Origin of the sequence: Nocardia sp. CA-120079 (assembly GCF_050955745.1) — a bacterium.
In the GTDB taxonomy this organism is placed as follows: domain Bacteria; phylum Actinomycetota; class Actinomycetes; order Mycobacteriales; family Mycobacteriaceae; genus Nocardia.
In genome coordinates this window covers 46,319-65,374 of the sequence record NZ_CP192089.1, presented here as the reverse complement: position 1 = coordinate 65,374, position 19,056 = coordinate 46,319, and the positions used below count along the sequence as shown (strand labels likewise).

Below are 19,056 nucleotides of genomic sequence, written 5' to 3'. Positions count from 1 at the left end.
GAAATTCATCAGGAGAATACCGCTATGGAAAACCGCATCAAGCTCGGTTTGGTCGATCAGGCATTGCTCGGAACAGTAGCTGAAGAATACGCGGCAGAAAACTACGACGGCCATTTCGAATTCGGACCCGAGCGCGCCGCCCGATACACTGCCGAAAAATATTGCAAGCCGCTACGCGAGAAGTACGGAACCGAGGTCATCAGCAACGCGATGGCCGAATACATCCACGCGCACCCCGAGGTACTCACGCGCAGCCGGGCCGACCGCATCGAGCGACGGACACGGCGCATCGCAGAGGGACAAGCACTGGTCGAGCAAGCGGACAAGGCATCTGCAACAGGCGACCACCAGCGGGCCCACCTGTTGCTCGAGGACGCCCAGATGCTCATACCCGACTACGACGTCGACAGGTACCGCGCCGAGATCGATCAGACCGAAGCCGCCGCCCTCGCCACCGTGAGATGATCCGAATTCCGGCCGCCGGTTGGCGGCCGGAATGACATCCGAAATTGCAAACGGCACCCGCAAATACCGTCGAAAATTGCCCCCATAATTTCCCGCAAGACAATTGTCCGAATGTCTTGCAATCGATAGAATCGACTTCGATCCGGAAACTTCTATCGATAGAAGAAAATCAGTGAATGTCACCGTTTACACCAAACCCGCGTGCGTGCAATGCAACGCCACATATGTAGCACTCGACAAAACCGGAATCGAATTCGCGGTTATCGACATCAGCGCCGACGACGAAGCCCGCGACTACGTGATATCGCTCGGCTACCTGACTGCCCCGGTCGTGGTCGTCGAGCACGCCGAGGCCGCCGACCACTGGTCAGGGTTCCGGCCCGACCGGATCCGAGCACTCGCCCGCACCGCCGCCTAGCTACCGCTCACCAGAACCAGGACCACGTCATGATTGCACCGATCAACCGATACCGCGTCGCCGCCGAGCTGGCCGAGGCGGTGCAGGCCCACCGCATGGCCATCGACAGCCCGGACGCCGAGGTCGAGACCCAGGCCGCCGAACGTCTCGAACGCGCCCTCGAGGCCGCCACCGCGCTGCTCTGCGCCGAGTACCCGCCGCCCGTCGACGAGCTCAGGCCCGGCACGCCGATCCTGTGGCTCAACACGTTCGGCTGCCGCGGCGGTGAGCCGCTGTGCATCCTGCGCGGCCGCATCATCGGCCAGACGTACCCGCTCGGCGTGCTGACCGGGAACATCGAACGCCGATACGAGGCGATGATCGAAACGGTGTGGGGTGAGGACATGGCGCACACCGTGGTCGAAGGCGACATCATCCCGGTCTCGGTCATCGACTATGAGGCCCGCCGCGCTGGCTGACGGACCCGCCGCCCGCGCGGCCGACGCGCCATCAGGCCGCCGGTCACCGATGACATGAGCTACCGCGACACAGCACCGTCCCCCAGCTGCGCAGCTCCCGCACAATCACCTCCCAGCCCGGTGCCGCAGAGGCGGTCACCCCAGCCGGCGCCGTCGCGATCCAGCACGGGCACCCCCACCGGGCTCGGTCTGACACCACCCGTCGCTTGTCCCGGTGCCACTCGCCTCTGGCCCGAGACCGGCGAGCCGCCCCTATGTGCCGCGTAGGACCTCCGCGCGGCACAGGCGACCCTCGCGAACGCCGGTGCCAGCCACCGCCAGCACACACGGCCCGTACACCGTCAGCCGATGCCCACCGATGCCGATATCACCGCTGCGCCTCCCCTCCCACGCGAGCACCGCACCTGACAACGGCCGGTGAGCAGCCGCCGATCCGACACCGATCATCATGCGCCCGCGCTACGCGTGACGCGGCACCGGTGCGAGCGTGCGCAGCCCCGGAAGCGACCAAGCCCGTACCGCGAGCATTGAGCGCCAGCGCCGATGTTTGGCTACATACAGCCGGTGCCCCAGCAGCCACAGCGCCAGGCCGATTACAAGCCACACGAGCCCGGCCAGCAGCCCGGCCGGATACAGCAGGCTCGCCGAGAGCCGAAGCAGGCTGTCGAGCACTAGCAGAGCCCCCGCCACGCGCGCCACGAACGACCCGCACACCCATGCGAACAACGCGAGCAAACCACCCAGCGCCACCACCGACACGATCGCCGTCATTCCCGGCCCCCATCTTCCTGTTCTCCCGCGTCGCCGTCGCGACCCGGACTTGTACCTAACGTGTCTGAGCCCTGCGTTGGCCCGAGGTCTTCCAGCCCTAGCAACGCCGGTGCCGCCGAGCGCAGCAGAACCGCCCGCACGGCGGGCCCGTCCCAGCCGTCGCGAACCGCGTCACGCAGCGCCAGCGACCGCGCCACCCGTTGCGCGACGGTCAGCCCATCGCGCCGCCATCCGGGTGTGCTCCCGCCGCCGCGCCGCTTGGCTCCCATGCTCGCCATGTTCTCCGATTGTGTGCCGAGGTACACGTGTGCCGGTGCCCCGTCCAGGGCCTGTGATCGCACACAGACCGGATTGTCACACCCGCCGTGCAGTGCGTTGAGCTCATCGGGCACCGGCTCACCCCATCGGGCGAGGGCGTACCGGTGCGGCCGCACAACCAGCTGCGCCTCGTTGCGCCAAATCCAGAAGCGCCCGTACGCGTCATCACTGATCGCGCCGCGCCAGATCCAGCAATCCTCGGGCGCGGGCCCGCGAACCACGAACTCATCGAACCGCGCGATCTCGTCGGCGTCGCCCGCCCTCAGCACCCCATCGGGCATAGCCGAATCCGGCCCGCGAGAACGCTGCCGCAGGTTCGCGGCACCCGGAGCACGCGCGGGGAGCTCACCGAAGAGCACGAGCTGAGTCGGCTCCTCCGACTCAGGCACCGCTCCGGACACGACAACACACCCCGCCCTACGAACCCACCGACACAGACTCGGTCGGTTCCCCGCCGCCTAACGCTTCCCAGGCCGCGTCACCGCCAGTCGACTCGACTTCCGCTGACTCGGCCGACTCGCCCGTCTCCGCCACAGTCTCCACCGCCGAAGCGTCCGCCGCGGACAGCTGCTCGGCCGCCGCGAGCATCTTGCGCAGCTCGCCGCTGGTGAGGCCCTCCGACTCGGTCAAGCGCAGCAGATCGGTTTCGGTCGCGCCGCGCCGCTTGATGCGCAGCAGCGCCGCCCCTTGCCGCGCCAGTGCTTTGGCGGTGGCGCGCTCGTATCCGCTGTGCGCGGCGGCGATCGCTCGATCACGGCGCGCATTGGCCGCCGCGATCGCATCTTCGCGGCGCTTCGTCGCCGTCGCGAGGCGTTCGGCAGCCGACGCACGCCGGGCGAAGAAGTCGGCCAAATCAGTCTGGTTGGCCGCGAGCACGGCGGCCGCCGCTTTGGTCGCTTGCGTCGCGCGTAGTCGAGCCGCCTTGCGTGCCGACACGTCGCCGCTCGCGGGTTGCTTGGGTGCCATGCGCGCCCGTCCTTCCACTCGCCTAACGGTTCTCAGCTCAGGCCCCAACCCCCCGACCCAGACCACATAATCACCAACGGTAACTCACCACTCACACGAACACACGTACCAACGCTCCGCGCACCCGCCCGATCGGCCGATGAAGGGCGAAGGGCACGGGGCCCTAGAGGGCCCCGCAAAGAGCCAAAAAAACCGACACACCCTCTGCACCATCGTGGATCCCCAGAAAAACTCTCCATTACTAACGGCAAAATCGCGCTACGATCGCGACCATGATGTCCGGTCCGCACCCCCTTCACGCGGGCGACGGATACGAATACTTGACACGTCAAGTTGCGACCGCTGACCGCGACCGCGAACGTTCACGTGACCTGACCGACTACTACACCGAGCACGGCACCCCTGCCGGTGAATGGTTCGGAAAAGGGGCTGAACTGCTGGGGATGACCGGTGAAGTCACCGAACGACAGATGCAGGCACTCTTCGGTGAGGGACTGCATCCGGACGCCGACCGACTGATCGCCGAGGAACTGGCCGCCGGGAGAACCGCCAAGCAGGCTGTCGAGGCCGCGAAGATCGGTCCGATGCACTCGGAGTTCACCACCAAGAAGACCCCGATCAGCGTCATTTACGACCGCAAGATCGACGAGTGGATCCGCAAGCACGAGCGCCGCCCCAACCATGACGAACGCATGATTCTGCGCACCGACGCCGCGCATGAGCATCTGCGCATGACGACGGGACACAAGCCGACCAAGGCCGAGATCAATGCGGCCCTGGGCGCGGAGAAGAAGCAAACCCGCCGTGCCGTCACCGGCTTTGACTGCGTATTCACCCCGGTCAAGTCCGTCAGCATTCTGTGGGGATTGGCCGACGACAAATTGCGCGAAACCCTCATGAGGATCCATCGCGAGTCCGTATTCGAAACTCTCCAGTGGGCTGAAGACCACTTCGCACTGGCCCGCCGCGGCCGTGGAGGCATCCGCCAGATCGACGCCGAAGGCTTCGCGGTTGCCATGTTCGAGCACTACGACAACAGAACCGGAGACCCGAACCCGCACACTCATTGCGCCATATCTACAAAGATCATGGGCAGCGATGGGCAGTGGAGTTCGTTGGATGCCCGCTCGCTGTTCGGCGGAGCAACAGGGCTCAGTTGCCAGTACAACGCGCGGATCACCGGCAAGATCAAACGCGAACTTTCGTGGAAGTTCCGCACGAGCGAACGCGGCCCCGACAAGGAGCCAGTATTCGAGGTCGACGGCGTCAGCGACGCGATGATCGCCCACTTCTCCCGCCGCGCGGACATTGTTCGCCGCACCGAGCAATTGGTGGCCGAATACCGCGAGACGCACGGCCGCAACCCCTCCAAGCGCATACAGATCCAGCTCGCCCAGCAAGCGACACTCGACACTCGCGACGCAAAGCCGATCCCGAAGTCGCTGCGGGAGATGGTCACCGAATGGGACGAGCGCGGTCAGGAATTTCTCGGTGACGGGCGCACAGGACCGCAGTTCGTCGCCCAGATCGACTACATGCACAAGCACCCGGAAGCGCCCCGGCCCTATGATCCCGAACGGGTCGCGATCGCCGTCGGAGTCGAGCTCGGCGGCAAAGCCGCGGTGATCGCCGCGAACACCGCGACGATGGATGCGGCGCTGTTCGCAGGACTCGACCGATGTGTATTCGCGTCGACACAGGAGCACGCGGCCGCAGCCGGCCAGGTGCGCAGGTTGCTCGATCCGACCAGCCCCGACAACCTCCTTGACCGGGTAGAAGCCCATGTAGTCGCACAACAGCGCGCCGTCTACGAGCCGCGCCAGATCGCCGAGGAGATGACCGACAAGATTTCTCGGCGGCGTGCAACCTGGAACGAGATGCACATCCGCGCCGCCGTCGAGGACCGCTTGAAAGAGTGCGACTTCCCCGACGATGCCGCCAACCGCGCCGCCGTCGAGGAAGTCGTGCGCGCGGTACGCGACGGGCACAGCATCCAGCTGACCATCAACCCCGACGAACCCCCGCTCAGCGTCCAACGGCGCAACGGCGAGAGCCAATTCGAGACCCTCGCCATGACGACACTGCGCTACACCTCCGAGGAAGTGCTCGCCGCCGAGAACTACATGCGCGAATCCGCGCTCACACCGACAACGGAATTCATCACACGAACCGCTGTCGACAAAGCGATTGCCGCTGTCGAACACGAAGGACGCGCAACCTACGGTAAAGACTTCCGCCTCAACGAGGGCCAACGCAGCATCGTGCGGCACCTGTGCACGTCGGGAATGCGGCTCGATGTGGCGATCGGCCCAGCTGGTGCAGGCAAGACGACCGCGATGAAAGCGGCGGTGCGAGCGTGGACAGATGACGGCCGCACTGTGATCGCACTCGCACCGTCTGCCGCCGCCGCACGCGTGCTCAGCGACGACATCGGCGTGCGTGCCCGCACCATCGACAGTCTGCTGTGGCAGGCCCGCAACGGCATCGACCCGGGGCTAGCACGGGGCACGATGGTGCTCGTCGACGAGGCTGCGATGGCCAGCACCCCGAACCTGTTCGAGCTGCAGCAGCTCGCCGACAGCCACGGTGCGGTCGTGAAGTACATCGGCGATCCGTACCAGCTCTCCGCTGTCGAATCCGGCGGCCTGATGCGCCTGATCGCGACAGAGACCAAGGCGCCGGAGCTGGTGACCGTTGTCCGATTCAAGACTCGCGGCGAAGCGGCCGCGAGCCTGGAAGTCCGCAACGGAGATCCCCGCCAAGCATTCCAGTGGTACTCCGACTCAGGCCGGATCACCTCGGGCATGACCGACGAATTGCGCGACAAGATCCTCACCGCCTATCTCCGCGACGTCGCCAAAGGCACATCGGCTCTGATGATGGCGGCCACGCGCCGCGATGTCGCCGCACTCAACGCCGCAGCCCAGACCGCGCACGCTCTGGAAGGCCGCGTCAAGACCAGCGGCCCCAGAATCGCGCTCTCCGACGGTCAGCACGGACACCTCGGCGACACGATTGTGACCCGCCGCAACAACAACCAGCTGCGCGTCACCGGCGGTAGACGCCGCGGATCACCGGTCGACAACGGTGACCTGTGGCGCATCCGGAAAGTGCACGAGGACGGGTCGCTCACCGTGGCCGGTGAGAACCACAAAGGCACCGTCCTACTGCCCGCCGACTACGTGAAAACTCACGTCGAACTCGGCTACGCCACCACGGTGCACCGCGCGCAAGGCATGACCGTCAAACGCGCCTACCTACTCATGAACGCGACCTTGGGCCGCGCGCTCGCCTACGTGGGTCTGACTCGTGGCGCCGAATACAACGGCGTCTTCCTCGCGACCGATTCGGTGCCCGACCCCGGTGTCGAACTCCAGCCCGACGATCCGGACGAGCCCCTCACCGAGCGTCAAATGTGGCTGCGGGTCATGGCCCGCGAAGACGACAACTTGACCGCTACCGAGGTGATGCGGACCGAGCAGGCCCGCATCACCGACCCCAAACGGGTCCGCGAGATCTACGACGAGATCACCGCGACACTCGCCGATGCGCGCGGGCGCTACCTGCTCGACCGCGCCCTCCCGGCCGCGATCTTCCACGAAGTCAGCAACAGCGCGCACCTGCCGGTGCTGCTCGCCACGCTCGCCGTCGCAGATCACCACGGACTCGACACCGGCGCACTCGTCGCCCACATCACCACCGCGGGCGGAGCCGATCTCGGTGAAAGCCTGCTCACCGCCCGCGACGCCACCGCCGTGCTCCGAGCACGCGCCGACCGCTGGATCCACGAACACCTCCCCCACACCACGGCCGCCTCATCGGCGACCGCACCGGTCGACACCCTGGCCGTCCACGCCCTGACCGACACCGACGCACTGATCGCGGCGGCCGTCGCGATGAACTCCCACCCCGTGCTGTCCACCACCCAGAGCCGGGGCCGGTTCTACGCGGTCCGCGACGCCGAATATCCCGGCGCTGTGCCCCCAGTGCCGCCACGGCATCCCGGCATGGACATCGCACTGGCCGACTACGCCGAACAACTGCGAGCCCGGCTGCTCGGCACAGACGCGACGCAACTGGCCGCCAACCAGCCAGGTGCGCCCCGCACCGCCGCCGAGCGCCAGGCCGCGCTCGACGACCTCGACGACACCCCCGACCCCGCGCTCCGCCGCACCCGCATGCGCGCGGAATACGAGGCCTACATACGGCAGCTGTCCGATGAACGCGGCCGCTATCTACTCGACCGGGCCCTGCCCGAAGTGCTCTACCAATCGGTGCAGCGCGGTCGCGGGTTCCGCGCCCTGCTCGACACCATCGCACTCGCCGACGCCCACCATCTCGACACCGGCGCACTCGTCGCCCACATCGTCAGCGACGGCGGCCGCGACTACGGGCAAAGCCTGCTCGCCGCCCGCGACGCCGCCGCATTACTACGCGCCCGCGCCGACGAATGGATCAACACCCACGCTGTCAACGTTTCCGTTGACGCGCCCGCCGTCGACACCCTCGCCTACACCGCTGACACCGACACCGCCGCACTCATCCAAGCCGCGCTCGCCGCCAGCCACGGCACCGACGTACTCGCCGAACCATCACGGACGGGCCGCTTCCGCGCCCTGGAAGATCTCGCTCGTCCCCGCGGACTCACACCGATCCCGCCCGAACACCCTGGCATGGACACCGCCGTCGCCGACTACGCCGATGAATTGCGCCGCCGCATCCTCGGCCTGCCCGACGACGCACCGGACTGGCGGGCCCGCGCCCACAACCCACGCATCGCCGACGACGAAAGCGACGAGTTCGACTACCCCGCCGGCCACGACATCGACGATCTTCCCCACCCCGAACTGGACTCCGGCGCACGCCTGCAACGGCTGCGCGCCGACATCGTCACCGCCCAAGCCCGCGCCGACGAGCTGGGCCCACTGCTACAGGCTTGGCGCGAGGTCCTCGCACGCGCCGAAGACGCCGAAGTCGAGGCACTCGAAGCCGAAGACCGCTACCTCCAAGCCCTCCAGGAACAGCCCGAACAGGCCGACGAAGCCTTCCTGGCACTCCTGGAAACGAAGATCACCGAATCGACCGACGATCCTGGAATACAGGCCCAGCTCGGCGAGATACTCGACCAATGTCGCGCCGACGACGCCGCGCCCGTCGACGCCGATATCGCCCAAGCCAAACTTGCCGCCGAGGACGCACGCCGCTACGCCGACCAGCTGCACAGTGAAGCCGACACCGCCAAACGCGCACTCGACGCCGCCGCCGAACCCGAAGGCATCGTCACCGAAACCAACGTGATCGAACTGCGGATGCTCGCCGAAGAACTCGCCATCGACACACTCGACGACAGCCGCGCCGAGGGCGCACGGCTCACCTCGCAATACAGCCTCGCCGTCGCCCACGCGGCCGCCGACATCGAAGCCGAAGCCGGCCTCAGCCGCGGCGAAGCACTGACCGAAGTCGAACGCGGCCACGGCACCCAAGCCCAACCCGTGCAGCACATCGAGATCACCGCGGACACCCCGCTCGACCAAGCAGCCGCGACTTACCTGCACACCATCAGCAGTGACCCCGCCACCATGGCGGGACAGCCGGACCCGCACGCCCCGGCATGGCTGCCCGCTCCCCCACCGGCCGACGACACCACCGCGGCCGCCGCGGCTGCCCGCCAGCAGTACGCCGCGATCATCGAACGCACCGCCCAACTCGGCGCGCTCGCGGCTGCCGAGCAACCGGACTGGACCGCCCATCTGGGCCCCATCCCCTCCGGCGCTGTATCCCGGGCGCGATGGATCAGCACCGCCGCTCAAGTCGCGGCCTGGCGCGAGCAGTACGACGTCACCGACCCGACAACTGTGCTCGGCGACCGCCCAGCCGACGAGAACCGAGCCGACACGTTCGACCAAATCAGCGAACACGTCGACCAGCTGCGCGCCCGCGCGGTCGAGGACGCCTCGCGCCGCGCCGCGCAGCTGGACGCCGACCGCGAGCGCGAACGGATGCGGCTCGAGCGTGAAGCCGAAGACGAACACCGCCGCCAGCAGATGCACCGACCCGGCCCGCAAGCCCCAGACCACAACATCGGCCCCGAGATCTAGCCGGGATCGATCCTGCCAGCTCTCTGGGCGGGCTCTCCCGGCGAGATCGCCGATGCCTTTCGGGTATTACCAGGGTATTATCGTGACAGTTGTGGAGTACGAATGGGGTCCAGCGAGTCGAACGCTGATCAGCCTGTACGACGTCCAGACCTGGGAAGTGATGGAGGTGCTGTACGGATCGCGGCGGTGGCCGCGACCGGCGACCACATCGGAAGGCCTACCGGTGATCACCGTGTGGGGCCGCACCGATGAAGGCAGGCCGTTGGTGATCGTCTTGCGACGGCCGCGTTCGAATTCCGATCGGTGGCAGATCATGATCGCCGCACCGATGGGACCACAGCAGCTCGACGAGTACACCGCATGGGAGGCCAACCGCGATGATTGATCAGCCGAACAAGGGCTACCCGCGCACTGCCGAGGAAGCCGACCAATTCCTGGGCGGCCTCGTCTATGACGACAACGCTGAGGTTCCTGAGCTGCCACCGACCAGCGACGAAATCGAAACCGGGATGGTGGCCACCTCGTTCAAGTGGTCGATGGAGATGCGTGACCGGGTCAAAGAGGTGGCCGCCGAGCATTGCATCACCCCGTCGATGCTGATCCGCCAGTACATCGAACTCGGCCTGACCAGTGAGGAACCCGGCCGCATGATCCCGCTCTCGGACGCGATTCGCGTGCTCAGCACGTTGCGTCCGACCGCATGACCGGCATGGAAAAGTCGGCCCTGGTGTCTGCGCTGACCGGGGCCGACTTCGCTCGGTAATTTCCCCGGGTGGCCGGGGCGCACGCAACTCTACACACCGGGCACCACAGCGCCGCCCAAGTCGACGGCGGCCCGTTGCCTTCACACGCTCGACGCGCGACGATGGCGGTTCACCCGAGAAGGAGAAGGTCAGTGCGGTTGAAGATGATCCGATTCGCCACCATCGGCGCCGGTGCGGTCTTCGCGGTCGCTGCCTTCTCCAACGGCTCGATCCTGTTCGGGATCGTCGGTGTCATCATCGCCATCGGCGGGGCGTTGGAGAACCTCACACCGCGCGACGACACCGACAACTCCTGAACCGAGATCACCTCGAGGACTGAGTTCTCGGCCGCCTTCGGCGAGCACCGTGAGCCGTTACTGCGGCTGCCATTCCGGTGCGTCGACCGGGTCCCGGGAGTACCAGTGCCCGGTCCACTCCCGACTATCGCCGCAGGCGTAGAAGGCGTCGTCATCGGGCAGTTCGGGGGTCTGGGCGGAGATGATGCCCCGCTCCCGACGCAGGCAGGCCCTGAAAGCGCCGCGGGCAGCGCTCTCGGCTTTGTAGGCGCGGTTACGGATCAAGGATTCCGCAGCCGGGGCGCCCCACCCACTGTGGGCGATCTGGTCCGTGCTCAAGCCGTAGTCGAGCGGATAGTGCAACTGGTAGATGAAGCGTGCGGTGTCCTCCCCGGCGTTCTGCAGCAACCAGGCGATCCACGCCGGCACCGTCGGCTGGGCAGCCACCGCACGAGCAGCGAACCCGCTGCGGGCAGTCGGTGAATCCGGCCGGGTCCGCGCTGTGGTGGTCACGCGGGCGACCGCGGCGGAGTCCATACAGGTGCGCTTGCCGCGCTTCCTATTCCGGGAACTCATAGCGATCAACTCTAGAAGGTGGCGGCAGTGGACACGCCGATGACTACTAGCGTGTCCCTGGCTCGATCACGCGGGCCCACACTTGCGGGCCGCCTGCAAGGCCCAGACCACTCCATGGGCCCGACATCTGACCGAGGTCAGCTCAGCGCGGCGCGTTCGGGTAGAACTGGCGAACCTGCTCAGTAGTCAACGGTGACGCTGGCGGGAGCACGCCCAATTCAAGCGCGAAACGCGGGTACCCGTCAGAGCCTTCGAAACGCGTCCAATTCGCGGTTTGCACCGTCAGCTCCGGATGCGCCCGGAAATAGTCGGCCGCCCGCTGCAACACCTCGGCCTCTCCCACCATGTCGGAGTCCCCGATGAACGACACCGTCGCGGAAAGATACGCCTCAGCTTGCGGGCCGTCCTCGATAGAGGATGCGACCCGCTGCAATCCGATCAGATGGTATTCGACTGTGCCCCAAGCCGGTTCGTCGGTGTCTGCCACCGACCCAGCATGCCAGGAAATCACACGCGTCGGTGCCCATGTCGTAACTACACGCCACGGGAGAACTTGTCGGTGACGAGTGGTTCGATACCTATCGAGGCTGAGGCCCCGTTCCCCTTCGGGGCATCGGTCGAGGGAGGCCCCGGTGACTTCGGGGCCTCCCGCCCCATGAAACCCGACATCGAACGTTGGTGGGATGATAGGTGGGCCGGTCCGGTTGGTGGATGCCTCGACAGCTCTCCCCGGATCGGTTTTTCTTCGCCTTTAATTCGCAAACTCCTTTGCGAATTAAAGGTGGATGCGGGAGGATGTAGGAGTCGAGGCAGCCCGTGAACACGGGATCCACCAATTGAAACCGGAGAGCGAATCATGAACCAGCCCAAGGCCATCGATGACGGCATCGCCATTGACAGGGCCTGGCAGATCGGCCGACGCATCTACGTACGATGCAGCTACGAATCCATACTTGGTGGCCAGATGCGTCAGATCGGCGCGAACTGGGACCGCGAGCTGAGAAGGCTCTGGGTTGGATCCGGGAAAAGGGCGCGCGTGATCGAGATGGTCCGGGCGGCCGACGAACGGGCACAACAGATCGCGCAGATCAAAGCCACCGGTCGCGCGGTCGTCATCCCGTTCGAGTGGGCCGATATCCGGGCACGCGCGAAGAACGCTGGCGCGATCTGGAACGAGAACGCCAAGACGTGGGTCTTCCCGGCCGAAACCGAGTTCGATGCCGCGTACGACGAAATCTCAGGGCAGCTGACCGCGCGGCGCAACCATGAAAAGGCCGAGGCCGAGGCCACCGAGCAACGTCACGCTGAGCAGCGGCAGCAGCAGCGCGCGGCCGAGGCCGCAGCGGCGGAAGAAGCCGACGAGGCGCGCCGCGCACAGCTGGTCGCCGAATCCGAACGAACCGCCACCGGTGAGATCAGCGAGCTGCGGCTGATATCGACCCGCCGAATGAACAAGGCCACGGCCACTGATCTCGCGCACCCGCTGGGTGCGCTGGTGCGACTGGGCGACGGCCGCCGAGGCATCGTCATCGACCGTCAGGTGTGGTTCACCAACGACGACATGGCTTCCTCGGTGTGCTGGCATCCACAAACTCACGACGAGGCGCACTGGGACCTCTTGCACCACGTCGCCGTCGTCGAGCCCACCGCCGAGGAACAGGCCGCCGATGCCGCCGCAGCGGCCGAGCACGCCGATGCCGCCGAGATTCACCAGCTGGTCGAAACCGTTTCCCGCACAGGCGTTATCACAGCGGACTGGAATCGCTTCGATGACCAGGTCGGGGCAATCCGGTGCCGGTACGGCACGACCGCGATGAACGACGGCGGCACACTGATCCTCGCCGGTGACCGGCTGGTGTTCCAGCACCCCGGCTACTACGACGACTACATTCGCACCGAACGGGTCTCGGCAGACCCGGACTTGATCGCGCGAGTCCAGGCGGTGTTGGCCGGCGGTACCCGCAAGCGGTCGATCGTCAACCAGACGACGTACTCCTACGAGGTCCGCGCGCGAGATGGTGGTGACTGATCATGACCATGCCTGACCCAGCGCCCGGATGGCCATTGACGCGAACCGAGTTGGCGCGCCGCTACCAGGTGAGCCCGTCGACGGTCACCCGGGCCCTGGCGCTGGCCGAGGCCCGCCACCGCGCCGACCCAGCCCAGGAACCACCCCCGGCGCCGGTCAACCCCGGTGAGCCACTGCTGCGATATCTGCCCACCGAATTCGATCCATGGTGGGCCCGAAGGCCCTCGGTCGGCCGCCCACCCCGCCCGCTGCCCCGATCCCCCGAATCTGACATGGAGGTTCCACGTCGTGCCTGATCACGTCGATCCCGCCACGGTGATCGCTGCCACCTACGGTGCCTATGCGATCCCCGGCCGCCGCTATCCAGCCACCCTGCCACCGGAATTGGAGCCCTGGTACCTCTACACCGGCGATGGCGGCCACAGCATCCTGATCACGCTCGGCGGCGAGGGCGAAGAGGTCGCCGCACCGGTCAAGGCGGTCCTGCGCACAGGCTGGACCATCACCACCAAAGGCTACGTACGCTGCGATCTGCCCTATGACCCCAACCTCGGGCTGGTCACCGATCCCGACGACGACGAATACGACGACACCACCCAAGCCACCGACACCACCTCCGCCGCCCCGCCGCACCGATACGCCGTCGGCGAGCTCTACCACCCCAACCACACCCGGTATCCCGACGGAGCAATTCACTGGGAGCTGTCCGAGCGCGGCGCCACGATGGTGATGTTCATGGCAGCACCCACCGACACCGAAGTCATGGCAGTGAGGAAGGGGGCCGCCCAGTTCGCGCTGCTCGCAGGCCAGCACGCGCTGATCCTCGCCCACCAGTTCGACCCAATGCCCTGGTCCGATACTCCCTGGCAGGTGGTCCGTCAAACCAACGCGACCGCCGGTCTCCCGCTCATCGGAGCCCACGGTCACCTGATGGTGACCGTCTTCCTGGTCGACGCCAACACCGGAATCATCGCCGCGATACGCGGCACCACATGGACGGCCCGATTCGTCGAGGCCGTCCGCGCAGCCATCCGCACCCAGTCACTGAACCACTCCACCGAGGCCCAAGGAGCCGCCGAGATCACCACTTGGTACCAGCGGTACCCCACCACCGACAAACTCGTCGCGGCCGCAGATATCAAAACTCGCGGCTGAAAGGCCGATCCTTCAGCCACATGCATGTCGCGACTGTACGGCGCACTGTACAGTCGGTGCATGGTCGACTATGAGTCCGTACCCGTGACCGAGCTGCGCGACCGCCTCGGCAAGGTCGTGCAGGCCGTCGCCCAGTCCGGCCGCCCGGTCGTGGTCACCCAGAACGGCGAGGACGCCGTCGCGCTCGTTCCGGCGGCCCTACTGCACTCCGAGGCACTGCCACCCGCCTATTTCGACCAGGCATTGCGGGAGAAGACCGTCGACGAGCTGAACGAGAAGATCAACCAGCGCCCGGCTGAAGAGATCGCCGACGCCCGCGAGTGGCTGCGGAAGGTCAAAGCCGCAACACCGCCCGCGTCCGCGGCCGGCGCTGCGTGAGTCACGTCGCTGACCACACAGCCCTCATCCAGTTCGCCGAAACACCCATCTATGCCCATATCCTGCTCGCGGACTACGCCCAGGGGCACGGATATCTGGCGGTGCCCACCATCTCGCTGATGACGGCCACCCGCATGGCGGTCACCAACAGCGCCGAACTGGCCGAGCTGGTGTCGCGGCGCGTGGTCGTCAAAGCGGTCGAACTCGATGTCGACGCGGCCTACACCGTCGGCTTCAATGTCCCCGTCGTCGGCAGCCGCGAGCTTTGGCCGCTGATCGCGCCGGTGGTCTGGATCGCCAAAAGTCTGAACCTCGCAGTCCTCACACGCCGACCCGACCTGTACGACGGCTATGCCGTCCGCATAGCGCAGATGCCGTAGCCCAAATATCCCACGACACACGAGACTTCGGCTCGTGCAAAGGCACTTCTCGCAGCTCTGGATCCCACGCCCCGGCATGGCGGCCGATGTGGCGAATAGTCTGTGGATCGGAGAGGACTCAATGAGCATCGAAACACCCATCCCGTTGTGCGAAGCGGCATTTCACGGTGATTCTCCGACAAACGCGGTGGTCTATATGCGGTTGACACTGCCCGACCACCTCACCGACCCGGTCGAAACCGGCGCGGCCGAGACCAAGGAGGGGCGAATGACTCGGCGCTGGCTCGCCGCTTGCCCGATCTGCCGTGACCGGTTGCGGCACAGGGCGCAGTTGGCGGCTGGCGACGACGAGCTGGCCGGGTTGGCGTTCGAGGAACGCCCGGCGGCGAACGCCAACTGATTCGGTCGGGGCCACTTGGCAGCGACGGCACGCCCGATGACGCCTGCTGGGCACGACGAGTCGACGTTGCCTCCATTCGATGGCGTTGTGCTCGCACACATCCCCTCTGGGGGAGCGATCCGGCTCTGTGCCCCGCGTATCGCAGGAGGATCGAACCGCACGGCACCCGGTGGCAGCCGCGCGGACAACCCGAGTAAACGTATCCCAATACGGTAGACACACAAACCGACAGTAAACTGAGTAAACATCTGATACATTTTCTCGTATGGATGCCTTCACCCTGCCGGACCTTGTGACCACCCAGGACTTGGAAGAGTTGCTGGGTGTCAAACGCGCCATGATCTCCCGCCTGCGCAAGGAAGACACCCGATTCCCGGAGCCCATCGCGCAATCCACACCCAAGAGGCCGCTGTACCGGCGCGAGGACGTGCTGGGATGGCTCGTGGCCACCGGCCGCGCGCCCGAGGCGGCGTTACCAGTCTTCGCCCCCGCGCCGGGTGGCGGGCCGATCACGCAACGCTGGTCCCGCGTCGGGGCGGAGTTCGTGAAGCTTCCCACCGGTGATGGTGGGTACGCCGAAGCCCATGTCACCCGCTACAGCACCGGTGAATTCTCTGACCCGCGTGTGCTAAGCCTGGTCGTGCCCGTCGGCGACCCCGGCATCTCGCGGCTTCCCGGGCAGCACCTTTCCCCCGCCGTCATCGCCGCCCTCGGGTACGGCGGTGAACGCGGCATGCGCGGCGCGATCGCCTGGATCAGGCCCAACAACTGGCGCTCCTACGACCACGGTGACCTGTTCGGCGCCGAAGTCCCCGACCATCCCGACGTCTTCGAGTTCGGGCTACGGCTGAAACTGCTCGACGCCGAGGTCATCTCGCAGATAATCGGGCATCTGCTGCCGTACTGGGAACAGGGCGCGATCTCGAAAACAGCGGCCGCGCTGTGGGAACCCCGCCCCCTGAACCAACACACCCCACCGGTGCCCGCCTCACACACCCCGCCCGGACTGGCCGTCGCCGCGGGACTGCGTCGATGGTGCCGCGAGGTCATCGACCAGATCACCACCGGAGCCAGGCCCGCCCCACCCGAGATCGTCGACGAGCTCGCCCAGCTCGGAAACACGATGTGGGACACCACCTTGTCCCACCAATTCAACTGGGACAAGAAGACCTCTATCGAGGTGCCGCCGGGCTGGGTGCTGCCGATCGAGCCGCCACAGTCCACCCTGACCGACCCGAACCCGCCCCTGCCGAAACAGCCCGGCGAGGTCGATCTGTTCCACGCCCTGCAATGGCTGATCGAGCAACCCGACCTCCCCCACGACATGGCCCGCACCGCCACCGACTACTACGGCTACCCCAATTCCATCGACGTGCTGACCCTCGACTGTGGTGAGATCCCCGAACACCTGCGCACCGCCATCGAGCGCCACCTCACTCCGATCCCCGCCCACGACAACTGGCTGCACGAAGCCCTCACCACAGCTCTCGAACACCACCAGCGCCAACACCTCTCGAATCCCGGGAACCGCCCCCAGGACCCCGCCGCGGCAGACGGTGCAGGTGCCTCGCTCGGGTGGGTGACCGACACCGATCCCCAGTCTCACCCCGCGCGGAGCCTGCCGGGCCACCGCGCCGGTGACCTGCTGGCCTATCACGTCCCCAGGACGCTGCTCGAGATCGGCACCCCCGCAGTGGTCCACCTGTTCGCTACCACTGTCGGTGACCGACGCCGCTACGGTGGCATCCTGATCGACCGCACCGGCGCCGTGAGCCCCATCCCGCTGGACCCCGACCCGGCAGCACCGCGGGCCACCGCCGCGCAGCTGGCCGCCCTCGCCCTCGGTATCACCGAGCCGTTGCACCTGGGCCGCCAGCCCAAACTGAGGGAAGAACCCCCGCAGCTCACTCAACTGACTGCCGCGCTGGCCACCACCGACCACCTCGAAATCGACTGGGAAACACTGTGCGGCATCGTGGGTCCCCGTCCCGATGGCCTCGACGACCGCGACCTGGTCACCACCCTCAACGACCGCGAACACTGGAACACACCTGACCTGCGCGACTGACGATCGTGCCCGACCAGGCACACTGCCGCACGAGGTCCCCGGCCTCGGGGAAACGCCAGTTGAGTTCGCGCTACCGCCGGATTCCGTCGCGATGTGCCCCCCACAACCAAGCCCACCCTGTGAAGGGATGGGGCTCAGGCGGTTTACAGCGACAGGCTTGAGCCTGAGCCGGTAACTCGCAGTGCGGGCAGGCTCGGCAGGTCTGGGCCGGTGTCCCAGACCCAGCTCGGCAAGTCGGATTCGGCGATCAGCTCGTCGACGGCGTCGCGGTGCTGGTCGCCGGAGACGATATAGAGCGCGGTCGCTGGGTCGGTGTCGGTGAGTACGGCGGCGGCCAGTGCTTTGGAGGAGGCCAGGTTGTAGCGCAGGCTTTTGGCGAAGGACCGGCTGCGTTCGGTGAGGTGGTCGAGCAGTACCCGATCGGGGATGGACTCGTAGGGAATCCAGTTGTCGGTGACCGTCATCAGTGTCAGTTCGTGCAGGGTTGCGACGCCGCTGCGGTTGGCGCTGATCGTGCCCGCGATGATCAACCGGGTCTGTTCGTCGGCGGCGGCCCACAGCTCGAGCTCGGTGGCGAAGCGTTGGGTCATCCGCTTGTGCAAGTCGTCCGGGAGCAGAAACGGGTAATCGGGTGACTCGTTAAGGACCAGTTTGTGCCCGAGCCGGCCTTCGGTGATCGAGGCGACCTCTCCGATCAGGAACAGTAGCCGCCGTCGTCCGCGCCCGGTGTCGGCGATCGAGCCCATGACCCGCGAGCGTCGCGCGGCCAGTTCGGTTTTGCGGTTCGGATCGAATGGGGGTGGCAGATACAGTGATTGGGCCAGCGGGGCCCCTTTGGTGGTCTTGTCGCTCGCGGCCGCCAGCAGATGTTTGCGCACGACGTACCAGTTCCGTTTGCCCGCCATCGCGGGCACCCACCTGGTGAAACCCGCCTGCTCCCACAGGTAATGCAGGGTTCCGCGTAACGTCAGCCGTGACGGGTCGGCGGTGACGGAGTCTCCGGGTTCGGAGTCACCGACCGGTGCGCGTGCAGTGGTGTTCATCGACAGCGCGAACGCCAGCTTGAGGCGGGTCTCGTCATTGTCTTCCTCGATCGCGCCGCCGAGCAGCTGCCCCAGGCCCGACAGTTCCGGTGGCGGCTCGTAGGACTCGCAGCCCGGGGCGTGCGCGGCTGCGGAGCCCGGCATCCGCTTGACGATCAGGTGCCGGTCGCCGATGGTCGCGATATACATCTCGGTGCCCTCGCGCGTGCACATGCAGCGTGGACGCACCCCGGCCCGGCGTGCTTCGGCGAGCCAGGTTTGCCATTGCGGATCCGATGGGGTGGCCGGTCGACCGAGCACGGTGTATAGCGTCGCGGCACTCATGAGCCGCCCAAGGGCTCTATACCGAGCTGGCACAGCGGTCGAGTCCAATAGGCCGGTACCTCATGGGTATTCCGCGTGGTGGTGTCGTTCATGGTGTCCCGCTTGCTATTTCGTGTTTCGTGCTGATCGGCCGCCGGTGGCGGCCGCGAGAGTTGGAGTGGTGGTGCCCG

At 66.5% G+C, this 19,056-nt stretch carries 21 protein-coding genes; 14 read left to right on the top strand and 7 right to left on the bottom strand.

The window, feature by feature from the left end:
• Window positions 1-24 precede the first annotated feature (24 nt).
• From ACQPYR_RS43550 to ACQPYR_RS43540, 3 genes are all read left to right on the top strand, one after another.
• Window positions 25-465 (top strand): hypothetical protein, encoded by a 441-nt coding sequence (locus ACQPYR_RS43550; RefSeq protein WP_433635613.1) that lies wholly within the window; start codon window positions 25-27, stop codon window positions 463-465.
• Between the two features lie 172 nt (window positions 466-637).
• A complete protein-coding gene (gene nrdH, locus ACQPYR_RS43545; protein WP_433635612.1) occupies window positions 638-883 on the top strand; it encodes a glutaredoxin-like protein NrdH in 246 nt (81 codons plus the stop codon).
• 29 nt (window positions 884-912) lie between these two features.
• Window positions 913-1,341: a hypothetical protein gene (locus ACQPYR_RS43540; protein WP_433635611.1), complete on the top strand. Its 429-nt coding sequence runs from the start codon at window positions 913-915 to the stop codon at window positions 1,339-1,341.
• Between the two features lie 252 nt (window positions 1,342-1,593).
• Here the strand turns inward: ACQPYR_RS43540 and ACQPYR_RS43535 are convergent, their stop codons facing one another.
• The 4 genes from ACQPYR_RS43535 to ACQPYR_RS43520 are packed head-to-tail and all read right to left on the bottom strand — an operon-like array spanning window position 1,594 to window position 3,396.
• Window positions 1,594-1,791, bottom strand: a complete 198-nt coding sequence (locus tag ACQPYR_RS43535; protein WP_433635610.1) for a hypothetical protein — start codon at window positions 1,789-1,791, stop codon at window positions 1,594-1,596.
• 9 nt (window positions 1,792-1,800) lie between these two features.
• Window positions 1,801-2,112 carry a hypothetical protein gene (locus tag ACQPYR_RS43530; protein ID WP_433635609.1) on the bottom strand — a complete coding sequence of 104 codons (312 nt, stop codon included), beginning with the start codon at window positions 2,110-2,112 and terminating at the stop codon, window positions 1,801-1,803.
• Entirely contained in the window at window positions 2,109-2,819 is a 711-nt protein-coding gene (locus ACQPYR_RS43525; protein ID WP_433635608.1) for a hypothetical protein, read from the bottom strand. Before ACQPYR_RS43525 ends, ACQPYR_RS43530 begins: the two co-directional genes overlap by 4 nt.
• Before the next feature lie 28 nt (window positions 2,820-2,847).
• The gene (locus ACQPYR_RS43520; RefSeq protein ID WP_433635607.1) at window positions 2,848-3,396 is read right to left on the bottom strand and encodes a hypothetical protein; all 549 of its coding nucleotides are present in this window, start codon (window positions 3,394-3,396) and stop codon (window positions 2,848-2,850) included.
• Window positions 3,397-3,668: 272 nt separating this feature from the next.
• On the opposite strand from ACQPYR_RS43520, the gene mobF reads away from it, so the two are divergent.
• The 4 genes from mobF to ACQPYR_RS43500 all read left to right on the top strand — a co-directional run bounded on the left by mobF (window position 3,669) and on the right by ACQPYR_RS43500 (window position 10,554).
• Window positions 3,669-9,494: a MobF family relaxase gene (gene mobF / locus ACQPYR_RS43515; RefSeq protein ID WP_433635606.1), complete on the top strand. Its 5,826-nt coding sequence runs from the start codon at window positions 3,669-3,671 to the stop codon at window positions 9,492-9,494.
• Between the two features lie 82 nt (window positions 9,495-9,576).
• On the top strand, window positions 9,577-9,879 hold the full coding sequence (locus ACQPYR_RS43510) for a hypothetical protein (protein ID WP_433635605.1): 303 nt from the start codon (window positions 9,577-9,579) through the stop codon (window positions 9,877-9,879).
• Window positions 9,872-10,198, top strand: coding sequence for a hypothetical protein (locus tag ACQPYR_RS43505; protein ID WP_433635604.1), 327 nt, complete (start codon window positions 9,872-9,874; stop codon window positions 10,196-10,198). Before ACQPYR_RS43510 ends, ACQPYR_RS43505 begins: the two co-directional genes overlap by 8 nt.
• A 191-nt stretch (window positions 10,199-10,389) precedes the next feature.
• Window positions 10,390-10,554, top strand: a complete 165-nt coding sequence (locus tag ACQPYR_RS43500; protein ID WP_433635603.1) for a hypothetical protein — start codon at window positions 10,390-10,392, stop codon at window positions 10,552-10,554.
• 57 nt (window positions 10,555-10,611) lie between these two features.
• Here ACQPYR_RS43500 and ACQPYR_RS43495 read toward each other — a convergent pair whose 3' ends face one another.
• Entirely contained in the window at window positions 10,612-11,109 is a 498-nt protein-coding gene (locus ACQPYR_RS43495) for a hypothetical protein (protein ID WP_433635602.1), read from the bottom strand.
• A 142-nt stretch (window positions 11,110-11,251) separates the two neighbouring features.
• Window positions 11,252-11,596, bottom strand: a complete 345-nt coding sequence (locus tag ACQPYR_RS43490; RefSeq protein WP_433635601.1) for a hypothetical protein — start codon at window positions 11,594-11,596, stop codon at window positions 11,252-11,254.
• A 369-nt stretch (window positions 11,597-11,965) separates the two neighbouring features.
• On the opposite strand from ACQPYR_RS43490, the gene ACQPYR_RS43485 reads away from it, so the two are divergent.
• From ACQPYR_RS43485 to ACQPYR_RS43455, 7 genes are all read left to right on the top strand, one after another.
• Complete coding sequence (locus ACQPYR_RS43485) at window positions 11,966-13,138, top strand: hypothetical protein (RefSeq protein WP_433635600.1); 1,173 nt, start codon at window positions 11,966-11,968, stop codon at window positions 13,136-13,138.
• 2 nt (window positions 13,139-13,140) lie between these two features.
• The gene (locus ACQPYR_RS43480) at window positions 13,141-13,434 is read left to right on the top strand and encodes a hypothetical protein (RefSeq protein ID WP_433635599.1); all 294 of its coding nucleotides are present in this window, start codon (window positions 13,141-13,143) and stop codon (window positions 13,432-13,434) included.
• A complete protein-coding gene (locus ACQPYR_RS43475; RefSeq protein WP_433635598.1) occupies window positions 13,427-14,293 on the top strand; it encodes a hypothetical protein in 867 nt (288 codons plus the stop codon). The genes ACQPYR_RS43480 and ACQPYR_RS43475 overlap by 8 nt, the downstream gene beginning before the upstream one ends.
• 60 nt (window positions 14,294-14,353) lie before the next feature.
• A complete protein-coding gene (locus ACQPYR_RS43470) occupies window positions 14,354-14,671 on the top strand; it encodes a type II toxin-antitoxin system Phd/YefM family antitoxin (RefSeq protein WP_433635597.1) in 318 nt (105 codons plus the stop codon).
• Window positions 14,668-15,051, top strand: coding sequence for a hypothetical protein (locus ACQPYR_RS43465; protein ID WP_433635596.1), 384 nt, complete (start codon window positions 14,668-14,670; stop codon window positions 15,049-15,051). Before ACQPYR_RS43470 ends, ACQPYR_RS43465 begins: the two co-directional genes overlap by 4 nt.
• A gap of 121 nt (window positions 15,052-15,172) precedes the next feature.
• The gene (locus ACQPYR_RS43460) at window positions 15,173-15,451 is read left to right on the top strand and encodes a hypothetical protein (RefSeq protein ID WP_433635595.1); all 279 of its coding nucleotides are present in this window, start codon (window positions 15,173-15,175) and stop codon (window positions 15,449-15,451) included.
• A gap of 265 nt (window positions 15,452-15,716) precedes the next feature.
• Window positions 15,717-17,519 carry a hypothetical protein gene (locus tag ACQPYR_RS43455; protein ID WP_433635594.1) on the top strand — a complete coding sequence of 601 codons (1,803 nt, stop codon included), beginning with the start codon at window positions 15,717-15,719 and terminating at the stop codon, window positions 17,517-17,519.
• A gap of 143 nt (window positions 17,520-17,662) precedes the next feature.
• Here the strand turns inward: ACQPYR_RS43455 and ACQPYR_RS43450 are convergent, their stop codons facing one another.
• Window positions 17,663-18,886: a DUF1173 family protein gene (locus tag ACQPYR_RS43450; protein ID WP_433635592.1), complete on the bottom strand. Its 1,224-nt coding sequence runs from the start codon at window positions 18,884-18,886 to the stop codon at window positions 17,663-17,665.
• Window positions 18,887-19,056: the final 170 nt, after the last annotated feature.